Here is a 19,989-nt window from a genome sequence, read left to right as displayed (position 1 = left end):
GGCCCGGCGCGGTGGCGCCGGGCCTCGCTGGGTGGTGCAGGTCAGCTGTCGCCGCCGGTCTCGCCGACCGGGGCGGCGTTGACGTCGTCGATGGCGTACTTCTTGGCCGCCTCGGCGGGGATGGTGGCCGGCACCGTCCCGCGCAGGGCGAGCTGTCGCAGCGTCGCGACCGCCACCGACTCGGCATCGACATGGAAGTGCCGGCGCAGCGCGTGCCGGGTGTCCGACATGCCGAAGCCGTCGGTGCCGAGCGAGGTGTAGTCACCCGGTACCCAACGGGCGATCAGGTCCGGTACCGCGCGCATCCAGTCGCTGACCGCGACCTTCGGCCCGTCGGCGTCGGCCAGCTTCTCCTGGATGTACGGCACCCGCTGCTCCGCGCCCGGGTTGAGCAGGTTGTGCTCCTCGCAGATCACCGCGTCGCGGCGCAGCTCGGTCCAGGAGGTCACCGACCAGACGTCGGCGGCCACCCCCCAGTCCTGGGCGAGTAGCTGCTGGGCCTTGAGCGCCCACTGCATGCCGGTGCCGGAGGCCAGGATGTTCGCCTTCGGCGCGTCCCCGTCGACCTGCGGGGCGGCCGCATAGCGGTAGATGCCCCGGAGCAGCCCCTCGACGTCCAGCTCGGACGGCTCGACCGGCTGGTGGATCGGCTCGTTGTAGACGGTGAGGTAGTAGAAGATGTTCTCCTGGTCCTCGCCGTACATCCGGTGCAGGCCGCGCTCCACGATGTGCGCCAGCTCGAACCCGAACGCCGCGTCGTAGGCGACCACCGCCGGGTTGGTGGCGGCCAGCAGCAGCGAGTGGCCGTCCTCGTGCTGCAGGCCCTCACCGTTGAGCGTGGTCCGACCGGCGGTGGCACCGAGGACGAAGCCCCGGGCCATCTGGTCGGCCGCCGCCCAGAAGCCGTCACCGGTGCGCTGGAACCCGAACATCGAGTAGAACATGTACATCGGGATCATCGGTTCGTCGTGGGTGGCGTACGCCGTGCCGGCGGCGGTGAACGAGGCGACCGAGCCGGCCTCGTTGATCCCCTCGTGCAGGATCTGCCCGGTGGTCGACTCCTTGTACGACAGGAACAGCTCCCGGTCGACCGAGGTGTACCGCTGGCCGTGCGGCGAGTAGATCTTCGCGGTCGGGAAGATCGAGTCCAGGCCGAAGGTGCGCGCCTCGTCCGGGATGATCGGCACCCAGCGCTTGCCGAACTCCTTGTCCTTCATGATGTCCTTGAGCAGGCGGACGAAGGCCATCGTGGTGGCCACCTTCTGCTTGCCCGAGCCGCGCTTGACGTCGGCGAACCGCTCCGGCCCCGGGATCGTCAGCTTCTTGTGGCTGGTCCGCCGGGACGGCAGGTAACCGCCGAGCTGCTCGCGCCGCTCCCGCAGGTACGCCAGCTCGTCCGAGGACTCACCCGGGGTGTAGTACGGCGGCAGGTAGGGGTTGTCCTCCAGAACCTTGTCCGGGATGTCCAGGAAGAGCCGGTCGCGGAACAGCTTGAGGTCGTCCAGCGTCAGCTTCTTCATCTGGTGCGTGGCGTTGCGGCCCTCGAAGTGCGAGCCCAGCGTCCAGCCCTTGATGGTCTTGGCCAGGATGACGGTCGGCTGCCCGGTGTGCTCGGTGGCCGCCTTGTAGGCCGCGTAGAGCTTGCGGTAGTCGTGCCCGCCCCGCTTGAGGTTCCAGATCTCGTCGTCGGACAGGTGCTCGACCATCTTGCGGGTCCGCTGGTCACGACCGAAGAAGTGCTCCCGGACGTACGCCCCGGACTCCGCCTTGTAGGTCTGGTAGTCGCCGTCGGGGGTGGTGTTCATCAGGTTGACCAGCGCGCCGTCGGTGTCCGCGGCGAGCAGCGGGTCCCACTCCCGGCCCCAGACCACCTTGATGACGTTCCAGCCGGCGCCCCGGAAGAACGCCTCCAGCTCCTGCATCACCTTGCCGTTGCCCCGGACCGGGCCGTCCAGCCGCTGGAGGTTGCAGTTGATCACGAAGGTGAGGTTGTCCAGCTCCTCGCGGGCGGCCACGCCGATCGCGCCGAGCGACTCCACCTCGTCCATCTCGCCGTCGCCGAGGAACGCCCAGACGTGCTGCTGGGAGGTGTCCTTGATGCCCCGGTGCTGGAGGTAGCGGTTGAACCGGGCCTGGTAGATCGCGTTCAGCGGGCCCAGACCCATGGAGACCGTGGGGAACTCCCAGAAGTCCGGCATCAGCCGCGGGTGCGGGTACGACGGCAGCCCGCCGCTCGGGTGGGACAGCTCCTGGCGGAACCCGTCGAGCTGGTCCTCCGAGAGTCGACCCTCCAGGAACGCCCGCCCGTACATGCCGGGGGAGGCGTGCCCCTGGTAGAAGATGTGGTCGCCGCCGCCCGGGTGGTTCTTGCCCCGGAAGAAGTGGTTGAAGCCCACCTCGTAGAGGGAGGCGGAGCTGGCGAAGGTGGAGATGTGCCCACCGACGCCGATCTCCGGCCGCTGTGCCCGGTGCACCAGCATCGCCGCGTTCCACCGGACGTACGCCCGGATCCGCCGCTCGACGTGCTCGTCACCCGGGAACCAGGGTTCCTGCTCCGGGGTGATGGTGTTGATGTAGTCGGTGGTGGTCAGGGACGGCACCCCGACCTGCCGCTCGCGGGCCCGCTCCAGCAGGCTCAGCATGACGTACCGGGCGCGTTTGGTTCCGCGCTCGTCGATGACACCGTCGAGCGACTCGACCCACTCGCTGGTCTCTTCGGGGTCGATGTCCGGAAGCTGGCTCGGCAGACCAGCGGTGATCACCGGGCGCTTGCGTTCCGTAGCCACAGGCGTTCCCTCGGTTGTGTGTGGGATAGGTCTCTAGCGCCATCCTGCCCTCTGGTGGCACCCGTCGTCACCTCTTGCTCCCCCAGACGCGACGCTGAACACAGGTACCCGCCGGTAACTTTGCCGCTCGACCGCGCCGGAGCCGGCCCCGGTCGCCCCGCGGGCCGTTCCGTTCCCGCCCGTCGGGTCGTCCCACCAACCGGTCGGCACGGGACGGCGGCGACGATGGGGCCGGTGCGGCAGAATGCGCCGTATGCGCAGCGAGGTGATCACCGTCCGGACCGGTTCCCGACCCACCGTCGTCGACCTCACGGCCGAGGCCGAACGGTTCGTCACCGGGCAGGGTGACGGCCTGCTGCACGTCTTCGTGCCGCACGCCACCGCCGGGGTGGCGATCATCGAGACCGGTGCCGGCTCCGACGACGACCTGCTGCGGGCGCTCGACGACCTGCTGCCCACCGACGACCGCTGGCGGCACCGGCACGGCTCGCCGGGGCACGGTCGCGACCACGTGCTGCCCGCCTTCGTGCCGCCGTACGCGACGCTGCCGGTGCTCGGCGGGCGGCTCCAGCTCGGCACCTGGCAGTCGGTCTGCCTGGTCGACCCCAACGGCGACAACCCGTCGCGCCAGGTCCGTTTCTCCTTCCTCCCCGGCTGACCCGGCCCGCACTCCCCTCCCGCAGGCGCCCGGTCCGCCCCGGCGCGGTGCACCGTCCCGCCCGGCCGCCCCGGCGCCGCGCCGCGTCCCGGCCGCCGCGTCGGGCTGGCTCAGCGCAGCCCGGTCTCCGTCTCGACGGTGTACCGGTCCCGGTCCACGCCCGGCGGCAGCGCGCGGGCCGTCGTCGGCGGCCGGTCGCCCGTCTGGTGCAGGCCGGGCACCCGGTCCTCGACCACGAACGACGCCCGGGGGTACGCCGGGGCGCCCGCCCGGCTCACGTACGGCAGCACCATGAAGTCCGCACTGAGCTGCGCCGGGGTGATCGTGGTCCGGACGAAACCGCGCAGGTCGTTCTGGAACCGCAGGTGTGGATTGGTGCGCAACCAGGGGTGCGAGCCGCTGGCCGAGTCGAAGCCGTCCCCGCCCGAGGTGACCGAGGAGCAGACCAGCTCGACGCCGACGGCCCGCGCCCCCGGGTCGGTGTAGTCCAGCTTCAGGTCGGCTGCCCAGTGCGCGTGCACGTCCCCGGTGAGCACCACCGGGTTGCGCACCCCGGCGTTCACCCAGCCCCGGGTGATCCGGTCCCGGGAGGCCAGGTAGCCGTCCCAGGCGTCCATGCTGGTCAGCCTGGCGGGCCCGGGGTCGCGGTCCCGGGCGGCGAAGAACACCTGCTGGGCGAGGAGGTCCCAGCGGGTGTCGGAGCGGCGGAACCCGTCGAGCAGCCACGCCTCCTGCGCCGCGCCGGTGATGGTGCGGCCCGGGTCGGCCGCCGCCGGGCAGTCCCGGTAGCCGTCCCCGCACGCCTGGTCGTCGCGGAACTGCCGGGTGTCGAGCAGGTGGAAGGTGGCCAGCCGACCCCAGCGCAACCGCCGGTGCAGCGCCAGGTCCGGACCGCGCGGCACCGAGGCCCGCCGCAACGGCATGTTCTCGTGGTACGCCTGGAAGGCGGCGGCCCGCCGGGCCAGGAAGTGCGGATCAGGCTCCTCCGGCACCGCGCCGGCCCAGTTGTTCTCCACCTCGTGGTCGTCGAAGACCACCGCCCAGGGAGCCACCGCGTGCGCCGCCTGGAGATCCGGGTCGGTCTTGTACTGGGCGTGCCGCTGCCGGTAGCCGGCCAGTGTCCGGGTCTCCGGACCCTCGTGCCCGCGCGGCCGGTCCGGGCCGTACTCCCGGGCGTACTCGTACTGGTAGTCGCCGAGGTGCAGGATCAGCTCCGGGGCGCTCTCGGCCAGCCGCCGGTAGGCGGTGAAGTACCCCTGCTCGTAGTGGGAGCAGGAGACGAAGCCCATCGCCAGCGCGGCGGGCAGGGCCGCCGGGTCGGGCGCGGTGCGGGTCCGCGCGGTGGGGGAGAGGTGCCCCTCGGCCCGGAACCGGTAGAAGTACTCCCGCCCCGGCAGCAGCCCGGTCAGCTCGACGTGCACGCTGTGCGCCGACTCGGGCCGGGCGGTCGCCGTGCCCCGCTGGACGACGTGCCGGAACAACTCGTCGGCGGCCACCTCCCACTGCACCTCGACCATCCGGTCGGGCATGCCGCCCAACCCGTCCCCGGCCAGCGGCTGCGGGGCCAGCCGGGTCCACAGCACCACGCCCTCGTGGTCCGGGTCGCCGGAGGCCACCCCGAGGGTGAACGGCCAGATCAACGGTCGGTGGTGGGCGGTGCCCACCGGGCGGGCGGGACGCCCGTCGGCGGCGTCGGCGGGCGTCGACAGACCGCCGGTCGCGCCGGCCGCGCCGAGCGCCGCGCCGGAGAGCAGGACGGTACGGCGGGACAGTGCCATGGGAACCTCCCGGGGTGCGGTGTGTACCTGACCCCGGCAGCGTCGCGACCCCTGGTGACCGTCAGGTGACGGCGGGAGACCATCGTCGTCTCCGCCAGCCGAACAACGGCAGGCGATCGGGGCCGGGCGGCCGGCCCGGTGGCGCGGTGGGCGGTCGACACGGACGTAGAGTCGGGGGATGACGCAGGGGGCCGGCCCCACGGAAGCCGACTGGGCCGACCGCGCCGGGCTGACCGGCGAGACGGTGCGCCGGTTCCTGCACGTCGCCGGCGCGATCCGGCAGGACCAGGAGGCGGCGCTCGCCGCCCTGCGACTCACCCCGGCGGTGGCCCGTGCGCTGTACGAGCTGGACCCGGACCGGCCGTCACCGGCGCGTGACCTCGCCGCGCGGTTGGCGTGTGACCGGTCCAATGTGACCGCCCTGGTCGACCGGCTGGAACAGGCCGGGCTGGTCACCCGCCGGGTCGACCCGACCGACCGGCGACAGAAGGCGCTGCTGGTCACCGACGAGGGCCGCCGGGTACGGGAGCAGGTCCGCGAGGCGCTGTCGGGTTCCCGGCTGCTCGTCGGGTTGACCATCGAGGAGCTGTCCACTTTGCGGGAACTGGTGGGAAAGGTATCCGACGGGGGCTGGCCGCAGCGGTGTGCGGAGGACTGACTCACCCCCCGGTCGGATCGTGTCTGAGTGGGCGACCGTGGCCTCCGTCGGTAATGCTGATCGCGTGACCACCCCGCAAGATCTCGACGACCGGTTCCGGGAGACCCTGGGCGCGTTACCCGAGCCCGAGCGGCGGCGTGACCCCGCGCAACCGGTACGGCCGGCCGCCGCGCTGACCGGCCGACAGTTGCTCGCCCTCTTCGACGCGCAGGTGACCAGCCGCCAGCTCGACCTGGCCGGCCGCTGGCTGCGCAGCTTCGACGAGGGCTTCTACACGATCGGCTCGGCCGGGCACGAGGCGAATGCGGCGGTGGCCGCCGCGCTGCGCCCCACCGATCCCGCCCTGCTGCACTACCGCTCCGGCGCCTTCTACTGCCTGCGCGCCGCCCAGGCGGCCGGCAGCTTCCCGGACGGGGACGGCGCGGTCGTCGGCCTTTCCGGCGGGGACGGCGCGGCCGGCAGCTTCCCGGACGGGGACGGCGCGGTTGGTGGCTTCCCCGATGGGGACGGCGCGGTTGTCGGCCCTCCCGGCGGGGACGGCGCGGCGGCGCTCGGTCACCCGGACGGCGAACGTGACCTCGATGACGGCACCGACCCGTCGGCCGGTGATCGCGACGGCACCCGCCTGACTGTCGCCCCGCATTCCGCCGGCTCCACCGCCGGGGACCCGGACGCCAGGCCCCTGCTGCTCAGCAGCCCGGACGTCGCCACCTCGCCGCTCGCCACCTCGCCGGCCGACGACCCGCGTGCCGCCGCTCCGCTGGTGGAGGAGCCCACCGTCGCCGGCTCGTCGGCCGGGCAGGGGGACCTCCCCGGCCCGCCGGTCGGTGGAGCGGAATCCCCCCACCCGGCCGGGGCAGCGGATCTCACCTCTGCGTCGTCGGCCGGCGTGACCGGTCAGGCCGGATCGGCACCGGGAGACGGCCCGGAGGTTGCCGTCGAGGACGCACGCCCCGCGCCGTCGGGCACGACGGACGTGCGTCCCGCGCCGTCGGGCACGACGGACGCGGTCGACGGTGACGCCGGGCCGTCCTTGCCGGTCGGCCCGGTGGCCTACCGGGTGGGCAGCGACGGCACCACCGAACCGGTGCCCCGGAGCCGGCCCGCCGCCCCCGAGTCCACCCCCGCCGACCCCGCCACCCCTGCTGGGTCCGCGCCGATGGCTGCCGCGCCCAGCCCCGACCCGGGCAGTCCCCCCGTCCCCGCCGGTCCCGGGCTGCCGGGGTCCGTGGTCGGGGCGTCGTCGGTATCGGCGGTCGGGTCGGGACCGGACGACGACGGATGGCAGGAGGCGTACGCCGTGGCGGCCCGGGACGTGCTGCGCGGGATGGTCGCCTCGACCCTCGACCCGATCGCCGGGGGCCGGCACAAGGTCTTCGGCCGGGTCGACCTGGCCGTGGTGCCGACCACCTCCACCATCGCCTCGCACCTGCCCCGGGCGGTCGGCCTGGGACTGGCCGTGGAGCGGCTGCGCCGGATCGACACCGCCGGCCGGCGCGACGAACCGGCCGGTCCGCTGCGTTCACCGTGGCCCCGGGACGCCATCGTGGTCTGCTCGTTCGGCGACGCCTCGGTCAACCACGCCAGCGCCACCGCCGCGTTCAACACCGCCGGCTGGTACGACCACACCGGCCTGCGGATTCCGGTGCTCTTCGTCTGTGAGGACAACGGCCTGGGCATCAGCGTCCGGTCGCCGGACGGCTGGGTGGAGCGGACGCTGCGGGCCCGGCCCGGGGTGCGCTACTTCACCGCCGACGGCACCGACCCGGTGGCCGTGCACGCGGTGGCCGCCGAGGCCGCCGGCTGGGTGCGGCGGCACCGTCGTCCGGCGGTGCTGCACCTGCGGACGGTGCGGCTGTTGGGGCACGCCGGGGCGGACGCCGAGCGGGCGTACCGCAGCACCGCCGAGATCGCCGCCGACGAGGCGCGCGATCCGGTGCTGGCCACCGCCCGGCTGCTCGTCGAGTCGGGGGTGGCCACCGGCGAGGAGTTGCTGGCCCGCTACGACGAGCGGGGCTGGCAGGTACGCCGTACCGCCGAGGAGGTGCTCGACGAGCCGAAGCTGGCCGCCCCGGCCGACGTGGTGGCCCCGCTGTCGCCCCGCCGGCCCAAGCGGGTCGCCATGACGGTGGCGCAGGCGGCGGAGCGGGCGGCCGGGCCGGACGCGGCCGACCGGATGGCGGCGTTCGGTGGCAAACCTCCGGAGCTGGCCGGCCCGCTGACCCTGGCGCAGAGCATCAACGCCGCCCTCGCCGACGGGATGCTCAGCCACCCGCAGTTGGCGGTCTTCGGCGAGGACGTCGCCGCCAAGGGCGGGGTGTACGGGGTGACGAAGGGGCTGCGGGACAGGTTCGGCGCGGCCCGGGTCTTCGACACCCTGCTGGACGAGACGTCGGTGCTGGGGCTGGGGTTGGGCGCCGGGTTGGCCGGGATGCTGCCGGTGCCGGAGATCCAGTATCTGGCGTACCTGCACAACGCCGAGGACCAGTTGCGGGGCGAGGCGGCCACCATGCAGTTCTTCTCACAGGGGGCGTTCCGCAACCCGATGGTGGTGCGGGTGCCGGGGCTGGCCTACCAGGAGGGGTTCGGCGGGCACTTCCACAACGACAACTCGGTGGCCGTACTGCGGGACGTGCCGGGTCTGGTGGTCGCGGTGCCGGCGCGGCCGGACGACGCCGCGCCGCTGCTGCGGACCTGCCTGGCCGCCGCCGTGGTGGACGGCACCGTCTCGGTGTTCCTGGAGCCGATCGCGCTCTACCACACCCGGGACCTGTACGAGCCGGGTGACGGGGAGTGGCTGGGGTCCTACGCCGAGCCGGCCGACTGGGCGGCCGGTCACGCGCCGATCGGCCGGGCCCGGGTGTACGGCGTCGGTTCGGCCGAGGACATCACCATCGTCACTTTCGGTAACGGGGTGCGGATGTCGCTGCGGGCGGCGTCGACCCTGGCCGACGAGGGGATCGGCAGCCGGGTGGTGGATCTGCGCTGGCTGGCCCCGCTGCCGGTGGCGGACCTGATCCGGGAGGCGTCCGCGACCGGCCGGGTGCTGGTGGTGGACGAGACCCGGCGCTCCGGCGGGGTCGGTGAGGGCATCCTCGCGGCGCTGGTCGACGCCGGATTCGTGGGTGCGGCGCGGCGGGTGGCAGCAGTTGACTCGTTTGTACCATTAGGTCCGGCTGCCCGTCACGTGCTGGTCTCCGAGGATGCCATTACCCAGGGTGCCCGTACGCTGCTGGCACGGTAAATTCCGTTCCACCCGGTGCGCCACTTGCGCGACGGACCACAACTGTGTGGACTCTGCCTGACGGCGTCGCCACGACGCCGCCGGGCAGGGACGAGATGAGGAGGCACGCGACAGTGAGCGCGACCGCTGGTCAGGCCGCCGACGGGGTACGTCTCCTGGCGGACCGGTTCGGGATCGAACCGGGGATGGTCGTCATGGAGATGGGGTACGACGAGGACGTCGACCAGGATCTCCGGGACGCCCTGACCGACCGCTGTGGAGAACTGGTCGACGAGGACACCGACGAGGTGGTCGACGCGGTGCTCGTCTGGTACCGCGACGGCGACGGCGACCTCTTCGAGCTTCTCGTCGACGCCCTCGGTCCGCTGGCCGACGCCGGAGTCGTGTGGCTGTTGACCCCGAAGGCCGGGCGGGACGGGCACGTCGAGCCGAGCGAGGTCGCCGAGTCGGCGCAGACCGCCGGCCTCCAGCAGACCTCGACCCTCAACGCCGGCCTGGACTGGAGCGCCGCCCGGCTCGTGCTGCGTCGTGGCTCCAAGGGCCGCAAGTAGGGTCCCGGCCGGGCCGTACCCAACTGAGCAATCCCGCATCCGGGGCGTCGCCGCCGGGTGTGGCAGGCTGGACCCACCTCAGAGTCGACCCAAGGAGTTCGCATGCCGATCGAGGTTGGTGCCGAGGCGCCCGACTTCCTGTTGAAGGACCAGAACAACCAGGAGGTGCGGCTCTCGGACTTCCGGGGCAACCGCACCGTGCTGCTGGTCTTCTACCCGCTCGCCTTCACCGGCATCTGCCAGGGTGAGCTGTGCGAGGTGCGGGACAACCTCAACGACTACGTCAACGACGACGTGCAGGTGCTCACCGTCAGCGTCGACTCGATCTACGCCCACAAGATCTGGGCCGAGAAGGAGAGCTACCAGTTCCCGCTGCTGGCCGACTTCTGGCCGCACGGGGCGGTCGCCCAGGCGTACGGCGTCTTCAACGACCTCGCCGGCATCGCCAACCGGGGCACCTTCGTCATCGACAAGGCCGGCATCGTCCGGTTCGCCGAGATGAACATGCCGGGCGAGGCGCGTGACCAGCAGGGCTGGCGCAAGGCCCTCGCCGACACGGTCGCCGCCTGACCTTCGCGCCGACCGCGCGCCGCCGCACCGGGTCCGCCGGTGCGGCGGGCGCACCGTTCGACCGGGCACACCGTTGCGACGGGCCGGCGGCCGGCAGGTAAGCTTGCCAGCCTCCGGCCCGCTCGTACGGGCGTTCCGGGCGCGTAGCTCAGTGGGAGAGCACCCGCCTTACAAGCGGGGGGTCGCAGGTTCGAAACCTGCCGCGCCCACCACCCTTCACCAGCACCGCAGCGGTCCCCGTTCCGTCCGCTGACGGCAGCATTCCGCTCACCTCCCGGCCTGACGGTGGCCGGATCGTCGAGCGGTGGGTTCTGTCCACCAGGCCGCAGCCCGTTCCCACCCATCCCGCACCCCGTTCCCACCCCCGCCGTAGGTCTGAGGGACCACCGTGCGGACGTCCGCTCCGGCCCCGAAGACCGGCGCAGGTCGAAGGAGACACCGGTGAGCTACGCGGACGTCAACGGGTTGCGGCTCTGGTACGAGGAGCACGGCGAGGGACGGCCGTTGGTGCTGTTGCACGGCGGCTACGGCGCGGTGGAGACGTTCGGGCCGATCCTGCCGGCCCTGGCGCGACGTCGCCGGGTGATCGCGGTGGACCTCCAGGGTCATGGCCGGACCGCCGACGTGGACCGACCGCTGCGGTACGAGTCGATGGCCGACGACGTCGCCGCGCTGCTGCGCCATCTCGACCTGCCCGGGGCGGAGGTGCTGGGCTACTCCCTCGGCGGCGGGGTGGCGCTGCGGACCGCGATCCAGCACCCGGAACTGGTGCGTCGGCTGGTGCTGGTCTCCACCCCGTGCCGGCGGCAGGGCTGGTATCCCGAGGTGCTGGCCGCGCTGGCCGGCCAGGACGAGCAGGCCGGCGAGCAGATGCGCGGCACGCCCACGTACCAGCTCTATGAACGGATCGCCCCCCGACCGCAGGACTGGCCGCAGCTGTGGGCCAAGTCCGGCGCCCTGCTGCGCCGCGAGTACGACTGGTCGCCGGAGGTGGCCGCCCTCGCCGTACCGACCCTGCTGGTCTTCGCCGACGCCGACTCGATCCCGGTCAGCCACATGGCCGAGTTCTACGGGCTGCTCGGCGGCGGCCACCGCCCCCCGGGCGCAGCCGGCACCGCCCACCTCCGCCCCCTCTCCCGCCTGGCCATCCTCCCCGGCCTCACCCACCAGGAAATCCCCACCACCCCCCTGCTACCCCGCCTGGCCCTCCCCTTCCTCACCCACCAACTCCGCTGACCCCCCGCCCTCCCCGCCCCCACCCCCCTCCCCTCCCCGCCCCCCGCCCCCCGCCCCGCCCCCGCCCCCGCCCCGCCCCGCGGCGGTGATCAAGAGGTTCGCGTCACGAAACCGCGCCGCGATGACGCAGACCTCTTGATCACCGGGCTGTCTGCGGGTGGGTGAGGCGGTGGCGGAGCCAGGGGAGGAGGGCGTCGGCCTGGGCCTGTTGGAACGGGCGGACGGTGGGGATGCCGGGGGGTGGTGGGCGGCGGGCGCTGTCGGCGAAGAAGCCGGCCAGGCCCGCGTAGACGCCGGTCAGGGCGGCGGGGTCGACGCCGGCGGTGAGCGGCAACCGGCGCAGCAGCGCCTCGGTGTCGTGCCCGCCGTGCAACCGGACGTTGACCAGCAGCATCGCGGTGTCCAACCAGGCGGGGCCCCGGCAGGCCCACGGCCAGTCCACCACGGTGACCGCCCCGTCCGGGCCGATCAGCAGGTTGTCAGCCCGGACGTCGAGGTGGCACAGGGTGTCGCCGGTCAGGCAGGCCAGTCCCCGGTCGGCTGCCGCGCACAACTCGGTCAGGTGCGCGGCGACCCACGGGTCGAGCCGGGGCGGTGGGTCGGCGGCGATCCGCTGCCAGCCGGCGAAGTCGTGGGCCAGCCGTGCGGCGGCGGTCGGCGTACCCGGCACCGGGTTCGGCGTGAGCGTGTCGGCCAAGGCTTCCAGCGTACGCAGCACCGGGTCGAGGTCGGTGTCCCGCCAGGGCGTGTGCGGGTGCCGGCCGTCGATGTCGGTGAGCACGAGTGCCACCCACTCGCCGTCGTCGTGGCAGCCGAGCAGCCGGGGTGTCGGCGCGGACAGGGGCAGGGCGGCGGTGTGCCGGGCCTCGGCGCGGTGCAACCGGGGGCTGTCCGGGTTCTGCGCCGGGCTGACCGCCTTGACGAACGCCCGCCGGCCGTCGGCCGTACGGACCCGGTCGGCGGTGCCGGGGGAGTACCCGCCGGGCTGGGAGACCGCCTCGACCACCCGGTCACCGACGATCCGCTCCACCGCCTGCCGCACCTGCCCAGGCAACTCGTTCCATCCTATTCTGCCGCCCCCCGCGCTCACACCCGTCACTCCCCCACCCTGGCCAGCACCCCCGACCCCAGGCAACCCGATTACCCCACCCACCCCAGGCGCGACCCACACTGCCTCCCACTCCCGCCCCCTAGCGGGCGCGGTGGAGTGCCCCGTCGCGGGCCGGTGATCAAGAGGTTTACGTCAAGAGCGCGGCCCGACCCGACGCAAACCTCTTGATCACCCCTACATCCCCGTGGATGTCCCGTCCGCGGGGGCGGAGGCAGGGGGATGGGAGAGCGGGGAGGGGCATGGGTGGGGTGGGAGGGGGAATGCGGGCGGGACGGTTCTGGGGAGGAGTGACGGATGAGAGGTCCCACCGGCTTGACCATCGGTGTGCTCGGCTCGTACGGCGGTCGGAACCTGGGGGACGAGGCGATCCTCACCGGGCTGCTGGCCGATCTGCGTGAGCAGGAGCCGAACGCCCGGATCATCGTGTTCTCCCGCAATCCGGCGCATACCGCGCTGGCCCATCCCGATGTCGAGGCGGTGCCCTGGGAGGGTGTCAGCCGGGTCGACTCGGCCGAGGTGCTGGCCCAGCTCGACCTGCTCATCCTCGGCGGTGGCGGCATCCTGTACGACAAGGAGGCCCGCCGCTACCTGCGGGTCGTCCGGGTCGCCCAGGAACGCGGGCTGCCCCTGCTGACGTACGCGGTGGGGGTCGGGCCGCTCAACGACGGGGTGGACACCGGCATGGTCCGGGAGACGCTGGCCGGCGCGACCGAGGTGACCGTGCGGGATCAGGAGTCCCGGATGGTGCTGGAGGAGGCCGGGCTGCTCAACCCGATCACGGTCACCGCAGATCCGGCGTTCCTGCTGGAGCCGGAGGACTTCCCCGCCCGGCTGCTGCGCGAGGAGGGGGTGCCCGCCGGCAAGCGCCTGGTCGGGCTGAGCGTCCGGGAGCCGGGGCGGGCCGCGGAACGGCTCGACGTCGACGGGTACCACCGGTTGCTCGCCCAGATCGGTGACTTCCTGGTGCAGCGGATCGACGCGCACGTGCTGTTCGTCCCGATGGAACGCGACGACATCCGGCACTCACACGGGGTGCTGTCCCACATGATCGCCGCGGACCGGGGGCGGATCCTGCACGGCGACTACTCGCCCCGGCAGGTGCTCGGCCTGATGAAGCACTTCGACCTGGCGGTCGGCATGCGGCTGCACTTCCTGATCTTCGCGGCGATGGTCGGCACCCCGTTCCTGCCCCTGCCGTACGCGGGCAAGGTCTTCGACCTGGCCCAGCGGCTCGGGGTGCCGGCGCTGCGCGGCGTGGAACGCGAGGTGGAGGGTCCGTTGCTGGCGGAGGTCGACCGGCTCTGGGACGAGCGGGACTCCCGCCGGGAGGCCACCGCCCGCCGGGTCGCCGAGGTGTGCGACCAGGCCCGGGGCACCTCCCAGGTCACCCGGGCGGTGCTGGACGGCCTGCGCTCGCGCACCCTGGCCCGGATGGCCGCCTGACCAGGCGGGTGCCGCGCCGGCCCACGACGGGTCGCCGGTGACCGTCACCGCCCCGGCCGTCCGGCCGCAAGCCGACCGGCGACCGGGGCGTGGCCGCCGGCTCGGCGGTCGGCGGGGTCAGAGCGCCGGGCCGCGCCAGCGGTAGCGCCACTGGTCGCCGGCCGACTCCAACTCGTAGATCTGGGCGTCGACCAGCCCCTGCGGGCCGAGGTGGTGATGGGTCAGCGGGGGACGGTCGTTGCTGTCCAGCTCGACGTCGACCGCCTCGCCGTCAGCCGGGCCGTCCGCCAGGGGAACACGTACCGTCGATGCCATGCGCCCATCCTGCCAAGCCGGCCGCCGGACCGCAGGGTTTGCCGGGACAGCGGGACGGCCCCGCCCCCGGTTATCGTCCGCAGGTGGCGGACATTCAGATCGACCCGACGCTCGCTCCGGTGCTGGCCCGCACCGGTGACGAACGGGCCGTGCTCGACGCGTTCCTCGACTTCCACCGCGCGACCGTGCTGCGCAAGGCGCGGGGCCTGACCGACGCCGAGGCGTCCCGTCGGCTGGTGCCGTCGGCGACCACCCTGGCGGGCCTCCTGCGGCACCTCACCCTGGTCGAGCGGAACTGGTTCCCCTTCCTGCTCGACCCGGCCCCCGGCGACGTCTTCCCGACCTCCGAGGAGGACGCGGCGGCCAGCTTCGCCCTGGCCGAGGGGGAGACGCTCGACCAGCTCGCCGAGGCCTACGAACGTGCCTGCGCCCGCTCCCGGGAGCTGGCCGCCCGGTTCCCGCTGGACCATGTCGTCGCGCAGCCGCAGCTCGGCGAGGTGTCGCTGCGCTGGGTCATGGTGCACATGATCGAGGAGACCGCCCGGCACGCCGGGCACGCCGACATCCTCCGTGAGCTGACCGACGGCAGCACCGGCGCGGTCTGACCCCCGCCACCGGCCGGCACGATCGGGGCGCAGGTCGGCCGCCCCGGGCCGTCAGGTGCGTCGCCGGGTCGGGCGCGCTGTCGACGACGCGCGGCACCGGCGGGGTCGGCACGGTCGCCGCCGCCTATCCTGGCCTCCGGGTGTCGACGAGGGGGATTCTGTGCTGGTCGTCCACGGATCGTGGCTGGTCGGGGCCGGTCTGGCGGTCTGGGCGGAGGATTCCACCCGGCCGACGCAGGTGCCCCGACGGCCTGGTCGGGCCCCCCGGGAGCGCCCGCACCCCTTCGCCGCCGAACCGGCCGCGCTGTCCGCGTTGCTCGGTGACCGCCCGGCCGGCACCGTGCTGCTCACCCTTCCCACTCGGGCCGGTGCGCCGCTGCACTCCCCGGAGCTGGTCCCGGCCACCGTCGCGGAACCGGTCCGCGGCCCGGTCACCCTCGCCGGTTGGCGCACCCCCGCCCTCCGGTACGCCCCGGACGACGCGTTCGACCTGCTGCGTACCCTCGACGGGCTCGACGCCGTGGTCGGGGCCGGCCTGCGTCACCTCGCGGAGCTGGCCGGCTTCGCGGCCGACCTGGTGTCCCGGGGCCGGTTGCTGCCCGGCGTGGCCGACCGCCCCCCGGGGCACGTGCCCCGGTCACCGGCGGGTCGACGGGCGGGCGGCCGTGCGGTGCGGTCCGCCGGGCCGGCGGTCGGCTGGGCGGTGTGGCGACCCCTGCTCACCGGCGCGGACGCCGCCTGGGCCCGGTCGCTGGCCCTCGCCCTGCCCCCGGCCGTCCGGGCCGCCGTCGGCATCCCGGCCACCACCTCCCGTTCCCGTCCCGCCGAGGGCCGGCCGGCCGGGCGGCGAACCGGCCCCGACGAGGTACCGCCCGGTGCTGGTGCCACCGACGCCGGTGCCGGGTCCGGTCCCGACGGGGTCGGTGGGCTGGTCGCCGAGGTGCTGGACCTGCTCACCGATGCCGCCGCCCGCCGGGTGCTGGCCGACACCGACATGGTCCGGGGCGGCCGGCGCGACGGCGTGACGGCCGGTTGGCTGGCGGCGCTGACCGGCCCGCAGCGGCGGTTCACCGCCGAACCCGCCGCGCTGGCCACCCTCCGCGCGGAGCTGGACGCCTGGCAGCGCGACGCCGTGGGCGGCCCGGTGCGGGCCAGTTTCCGACTGGTCGAGCCGGCCGACGACGAGATCGTCGACACCCTGACCGTGGTGCCGGCCGACCCGTCGACCGTGATCGGGCAGGGCGGACGGTGGCGCATCGAGTTCGGCCTGCAGGCCGCCGACGAGCCGGGCCTGCACGTCGCCGCCGGTGACATCTGGCGGACGCCGGAGCGGTTGCCGGCGCTGGCCGGCCGGTGGCACGACCCGCAGGAGACCCTGCTGGCCGAGCTGGGCCGGGCCGGGCGGCTCTGGCCGGAGCTGGACGAGGCGCTGCGTACCCCCGCCCCGGAGCAGCTGGAGCTGGACGTCGAGGGAGCCCACCGGTTCCTGCGTGACGGCGCACCGGTGCTGCACGCCGCCGGTTTCGGGGTGCTGCTGCCGTCGTGGTGGCGGCGGCCGTCGGCGCGGCTCGGCACCCGGTTGCGGGCCAGCAGCAGGACCGCCCCGGGCACCGTCGCCGCCACCTCCGGTGGGCTGGGGCTGGACGCGCTGGTCGACTACCGCTGGGAGGTGGCGCTCGGTGACGAGGCGGTGGACGCCGACGAGCTGGCCGCCCTGGCCGCGTTGAAGACCCCGCTGGTGCGGCTGCGCGGCCGGTGGGTGGAGTTGGACCCGAAGCGGCTGGCCGCCGGACTGCGGCTGCTGCGGTCCCCCGGTGAGCTGACCGTGGCCGACCTGCTCAAGATGGGGTTGGCCGGGGCGGACAACCCGGACGCGCTGCCGGTGTTGGCGGTGACCGCCGACGGGCCGCTCGGTGACCTGCTGGCCGGGCAGGCCGAGCGGCGGCTCGTCCCGCTGGACCCGCCGCCGGCCTTCAAGGGCACCCTGCGGCCGTACCAGCGGCGCGGGTTGGCCTGGCTGGCCTTCCTCCAGTCGCTGGGGCTCGGCGGGGTGCTCGCCGACGACATGGGGCTGGGCAAGACCGTGCAACTGCTCGCCCTGCTCGCCGGGGACCGCCCGGACGCCGGGCCGACCCTGCTGGTCTGTCCGATGTCGCTGGTCGGCAACTGGCAGCGGGAGGCGGCCCGGTTCACCCCCGGGCTGCGCGTACACGTGCACCACGGCGCGGACCGGGCCCGGGGTACGGAGTTCGAGGCGGCGGTGCACGCCGCCGACCTGGTGCTCACCACCTACTCGGTGGCCGCCCGGGACGCGGTGGCGCTGGCGTCGGTGGGCTGGCACCGGGTGGTGGTCGACGAGGCCCAGGCGATCAAGAACGCGGCCACCCGGCAGGCCGAGGCGGTCCGGTCGCTGCCCGCCCGGCACCGGATCGCCGTCACCGGCACGCCGGTGGAGAACCGGCTGGCCGACCTCTGGTCGATCATGCAGTTCGCCAATCCCGGCCTGCTCGGGCCGGCCAGTAGTTTCCGGCAGTCGTACGCGGTGCCGATCGAACGGCACGGGGACGCCGACGCGGCGGCCCGGCTGCGCCGGGTCACCGGCCCGTTCGTGCTGCGTCGACTCAAGACCGACTCCTCGATCATCTCCGACCTGCCGGAGAAGCTGGAGATGGAGGTGGTGTGCAACCTCACCGCCGAGCAGGCCTCGCTCTACCGGGCGATCGTCGACGAGATGCTGGCCCGGATCGAGTCCAGTGCCGGGATGGAACGGCGGGGCCTGGTGCTGGCTACCATGACCCGGCTCAAACAGGTCTGCAACCACCCCGCCCAACTGCTGCACGACGGTTCGCCGCTGGCCGCCCGCTCGGGCAAGCTGCAACGGTTGGAGGAGATCGTCGACGAGGTGCTCGCGGCCGGCGAGAAGGCCCTGCTGTTCACCCAGTACGCCGAGTTCGGCGCGATGCTGCGCGGCCACCTGTCGGCCCGCTTCGGCCGGGAGGTGCTCTACCTGCACGGCGGGGTCGGCAAGGCCGACCGGGACGACCTGGTCACCCGGTTCCAGTCCCCGGACGGCCCGGCCCTGTTCGTGCTCTCCCTCAAGGCCGGCGGCACCGGGCTCACCCTGACCGCCGCCAACCACGTCGTGCACGTCGACCGGTGGTGGAACCCGGCGGTGGAGGACCAGGCCACCGACCGGGCGTTCCGGATCGGCCAGCGGCGACGGGTGCAGGTCCGCAAGTTCGTCTGTGCCGGCACCGTCGAGGAGAAGGTGGCCGCGATGATCGCCGACAAGCGGGGCCTGGCCGCATCGGTGGTGGGCAGCGGCGAACAGTGGGTCACCGAGCTGTCCACCGGGCAGCTGCGGGAGCTGTTCGCGCTGGACGCCGGGGCGGTGGTCGAATGACCCCCCGGCGTGCCGGAGCGGGCACCGACGACCCCGGGCCGACCGGTCCGTTCGCCGACTTCGGCCCGGCCCGGCGGGTCGACGGCGGGTTGCGGGCGCGCAGCACCCGGGGCGCGATCGGGGTCTCCTGGTGGTCCCGGCGCTTCCTGGAGGTGCTGGAGTCGTTCGCGCTCGGCACCCGGCTCACCCGGGGCCGGGCGTACGCCCGCCGGGGGCAGGTGCTCCGGCTCGACGTGTCACCCGGGCGGGTCGAGGCGAGCGTGCAGGGTTCCCGGCCCCGGCCGTACCCGGTGGTCATCGCCCTGCCGCCCTTTCCCGCCGCGCTCTGGGAGCGGGTCGAGCGGGAGCTGGCCGGGCAGGCGTTCTTCAGCGCCCGGCTGCTCGCCGGTGACCTGCCGGCGGAGTTGGAGGAGCTGTTCGCCGCGGCCGGTGCGCCGTTGTTCCCCGGGTCGGTGGGTGAGCTGACCCAACGCTGCGGCTGCCCCGACTTCGCGGTGCCGTGCAAACATCTCGCGGCGACGTTCTACCTGCTCGCCGAGGCGTTCGACGCCGACCCGTTCCAGTTGCTGCACTGGCGGGGTCGCAGTCGCGACGACCTGCTGGGCCGGCTCCGTGCCCTGCGCGCCGAGGCGGTCGGGTCGTCCCTGCCCGCCGGTGTCGACCCCGCCGACGGGTCCCCGGGGTCGGCGGCGCTCTCCCCGGCCGGGGTGCGGGCTCCCGCCACCCGGGCCGGGTCGCGGCGTCCCGCGTCGGAGAGCGCGCCGGCCGGTGGTTGCACGCCGGGCGCAACGGTCGGTGGTTCGTCGGATGGTGTGCAGGATGCCGGTACGCCCGATGGGCCGCCGGTGTCCGTACCGTCCGTGGTGGACGGGGTGGCACCCGGGCCGCCGAGCGCTGTGGCGGGGGCGGCCCGGGTGCTCGCCGACCTGCCCGACGCGCCACTCACCGAGGCGCTGGACCGGTTCTGGCTGTCGCCGGTGCCGCTGCCGGAGCGCCCGCCCATCCTGGTCACCGGCCCGGAACTGCTGCTGCGGCAGCTCGGCTCGCCTGCTCCGGCGATCGGCGGCCCCGGCCTGCTGGAACGCCTGCGCCGGGCCTACCAGGCCCTAGACCCGAGCTGACCGGCGTCCCGTCCCGGCTCGCGGTGTCCCGTCCCGGCTCGCGGTGTCCCGTCCCGGCCTCGGGTGTCCCGTCCCGGCCTCGGGTGTCCCGCCCCGGCTCGGGTGTCCCGCCCCGGCTCGGGGTATCGCGCCGTGTCCCGGGATAGGGTGCCCAGGGTCCCGGCACCGCGCCCGGTGCCCCCGGACGGTCCATGATCGACACCAGTGAGGCGCTATTGGGGTGTCCCCGTCGCTCCGACCCCACAACATCGCCCCACTGGTGTCGATCATGACGCAACCCGGGCGGCCGGGCGCGGCGAGCGCGCCGTCGGGATCGACGGGTGGTCCCATCACCCACGGGCGTGCGTGGCCTGAGCCACCCACGGGCCCGCGAGGCTTGAGCCACCCACGGGCGTGCGAGGCTTGAGCCACCCACGGGCCCGCGAGGCTTGAGCCGACCCCGGCGGAGACGTCGTCGGCACCCGGGCCGGGCACGGGCCAAGGCCGTGGCCGACCGGGCCGGCGTGGTCG

Annotated in this window: 14 protein-coding genes and 1 tRNA gene; 11 read left to right on the top strand and 4 right to left on the bottom strand. The window is 74.1% G+C overall.

The annotated features are described in order from the left end of the window. Positions 1-41: 41 nt before the first annotated feature. On the bottom strand, positions 42-2,786 hold the full coding sequence (gene aceE / locus ACQP1S_RS24070; RefSeq protein ID WP_432899444.1) for a pyruvate dehydrogenase (acetyl-transferring), homodimeric type: 2,745 nt from the start codon (positions 2,784-2,786) through the stop codon (positions 42-44). 253 nt (positions 2,787-3,039) lie between these two features. On the opposite strand from aceE, the gene ACQP1S_RS24065 reads away from it, so the two are divergent. Next, positions 3,040-3,444, top strand: a complete 405-nt coding sequence (locus tag ACQP1S_RS24065) for a YjbQ family protein (RefSeq protein WP_432899441.1) — start codon at positions 3,040-3,042, stop codon at positions 3,442-3,444. Between the two features lie 110 nt (positions 3,445-3,554). On the opposite strand, the gene ACQP1S_RS24060 is transcribed toward ACQP1S_RS24065, so the two are convergent. Further along, entirely contained in the window at positions 3,555-5,222 is a 1,668-nt protein-coding gene (locus ACQP1S_RS24060; RefSeq protein ID WP_432899438.1) for an alkaline phosphatase D family protein, read from the bottom strand. Between the two features lie 178 nt (positions 5,223-5,400). Here ACQP1S_RS24060 and ACQP1S_RS24055 point away from each other — a divergent pair, with 178 nt between their 5' ends. The 6 genes from ACQP1S_RS24055 (at position 5,401) to ACQP1S_RS24030 (ending at position 11,481) form a co-directional block, all read left to right on the top strand. Then, a complete protein-coding gene (locus ACQP1S_RS24055) occupies positions 5,401-5,880 on the top strand; it encodes a MarR family winged helix-turn-helix transcriptional regulator (protein ID WP_432899435.1) in 480 nt (159 codons plus the stop codon). A gap of 64 nt (positions 5,881-5,944) precedes the next feature. Then, the gene (locus tag ACQP1S_RS24050; RefSeq protein ID WP_432899432.1) at positions 5,945-9,124 is read left to right on the top strand and encodes a thiamine pyrophosphate-dependent enzyme; all 3,180 of its coding nucleotides are present in this window, start codon (positions 5,945-5,947) and stop codon (positions 9,122-9,124) included. 113 nt (positions 9,125-9,237) lie between these two features. Beyond that, a complete protein-coding gene (locus tag ACQP1S_RS24045; RefSeq protein WP_091238156.1) occupies positions 9,238-9,675 on the top strand; it encodes a DUF3052 domain-containing protein in 438 nt (145 codons plus the stop codon). A gap of 102 nt (positions 9,676-9,777) precedes the next feature. Beyond that, positions 9,778-10,245, top strand: a complete 468-nt coding sequence (locus ACQP1S_RS24040; RefSeq protein ID WP_091238154.1) for a peroxiredoxin — start codon at positions 9,778-9,780, stop codon at positions 10,243-10,245. 137 nt (positions 10,246-10,382) lie between these two features. Then, positions 10,383-10,457, top strand: a tRNA-Val gene (locus ACQP1S_RS24035). 229 nt (positions 10,458-10,686) lie between these two features. Continuing rightward, positions 10,687-11,481: an alpha/beta fold hydrolase gene (locus ACQP1S_RS24030; protein WP_432899427.1), complete on the top strand. Its 795-nt coding sequence runs from the start codon at positions 10,687-10,689 to the stop codon at positions 11,479-11,481. A gap of 139 nt (positions 11,482-11,620) precedes the next feature. Here the strand turns inward: ACQP1S_RS24030 and ACQP1S_RS24025 are convergent, their stop codons facing one another. After that, positions 11,621-12,535, bottom strand: coding sequence for an aminoglycoside phosphotransferase family protein (locus tag ACQP1S_RS24025; protein ID WP_432899424.1), 915 nt, complete (start codon positions 12,533-12,535; stop codon positions 11,621-11,623). 351 nt (positions 12,536-12,886) lie between these two features. Between ACQP1S_RS24025 and ACQP1S_RS24020 the strand changes: the two genes are divergently transcribed. Continuing rightward, a complete protein-coding gene (locus tag ACQP1S_RS24020; RefSeq protein WP_208568804.1) occupies positions 12,887-14,035 on the top strand; it encodes a polysaccharide pyruvyl transferase family protein in 1,149 nt (382 codons plus the stop codon). A gap of 117 nt (positions 14,036-14,152) precedes the next feature. On the opposite strand, the gene ACQP1S_RS24015 is transcribed toward ACQP1S_RS24020, so the two are convergent. After that, the gene (locus ACQP1S_RS24015) at positions 14,153-14,350 is read right to left on the bottom strand and encodes a hypothetical protein (protein WP_432899421.1); all 198 of its coding nucleotides are present in this window, start codon (positions 14,348-14,350) and stop codon (positions 14,153-14,155) included. Between the two features lie 119 nt (positions 14,351-14,469). Here ACQP1S_RS24015 and ACQP1S_RS24010 point away from each other — a divergent pair, with 119 nt between their 5' ends. From ACQP1S_RS24010 to ACQP1S_RS24000, 3 genes are all read left to right on the top strand, one after another. Continuing rightward, complete coding sequence (locus ACQP1S_RS24010) at positions 14,470-14,955, top strand: DinB family protein (RefSeq protein WP_432908267.1); 486 nt, start codon at positions 14,470-14,472, stop codon at positions 14,953-14,955. A gap of 160 nt (positions 14,956-15,115) precedes the next feature. Continuing rightward, the gene (locus tag ACQP1S_RS24005; RefSeq protein ID WP_432899418.1) at positions 15,116-18,358 is read left to right on the top strand and encodes an SNF2-related protein; all 3,243 of its coding nucleotides are present in this window, start codon (positions 15,116-15,118) and stop codon (positions 18,356-18,358) included. Beyond that, positions 18,355-19,479: an SWIM zinc finger family protein gene (locus ACQP1S_RS24000; protein ID WP_432899415.1), complete on the top strand. Its 1,125-nt coding sequence runs from the start codon at positions 18,355-18,357 to the stop codon at positions 19,477-19,479. Before ACQP1S_RS24005 ends, ACQP1S_RS24000 begins: the two co-directional genes overlap by 4 nt. Positions 19,480-19,989: the final 510 nt, after the last annotated feature.

Source organism: Micromonospora matsumotoense (genome assembly GCF_050951065.1).
GTDB lineage: Bacteria > Actinomycetota > Actinomycetes > Mycobacteriales > Micromonosporaceae > Micromonospora > Micromonospora matsumotoensis.
Note: the sequence above shows the minus strand (reverse complement) of the source record. Positions and strands in the feature narration are given on the sequence as shown.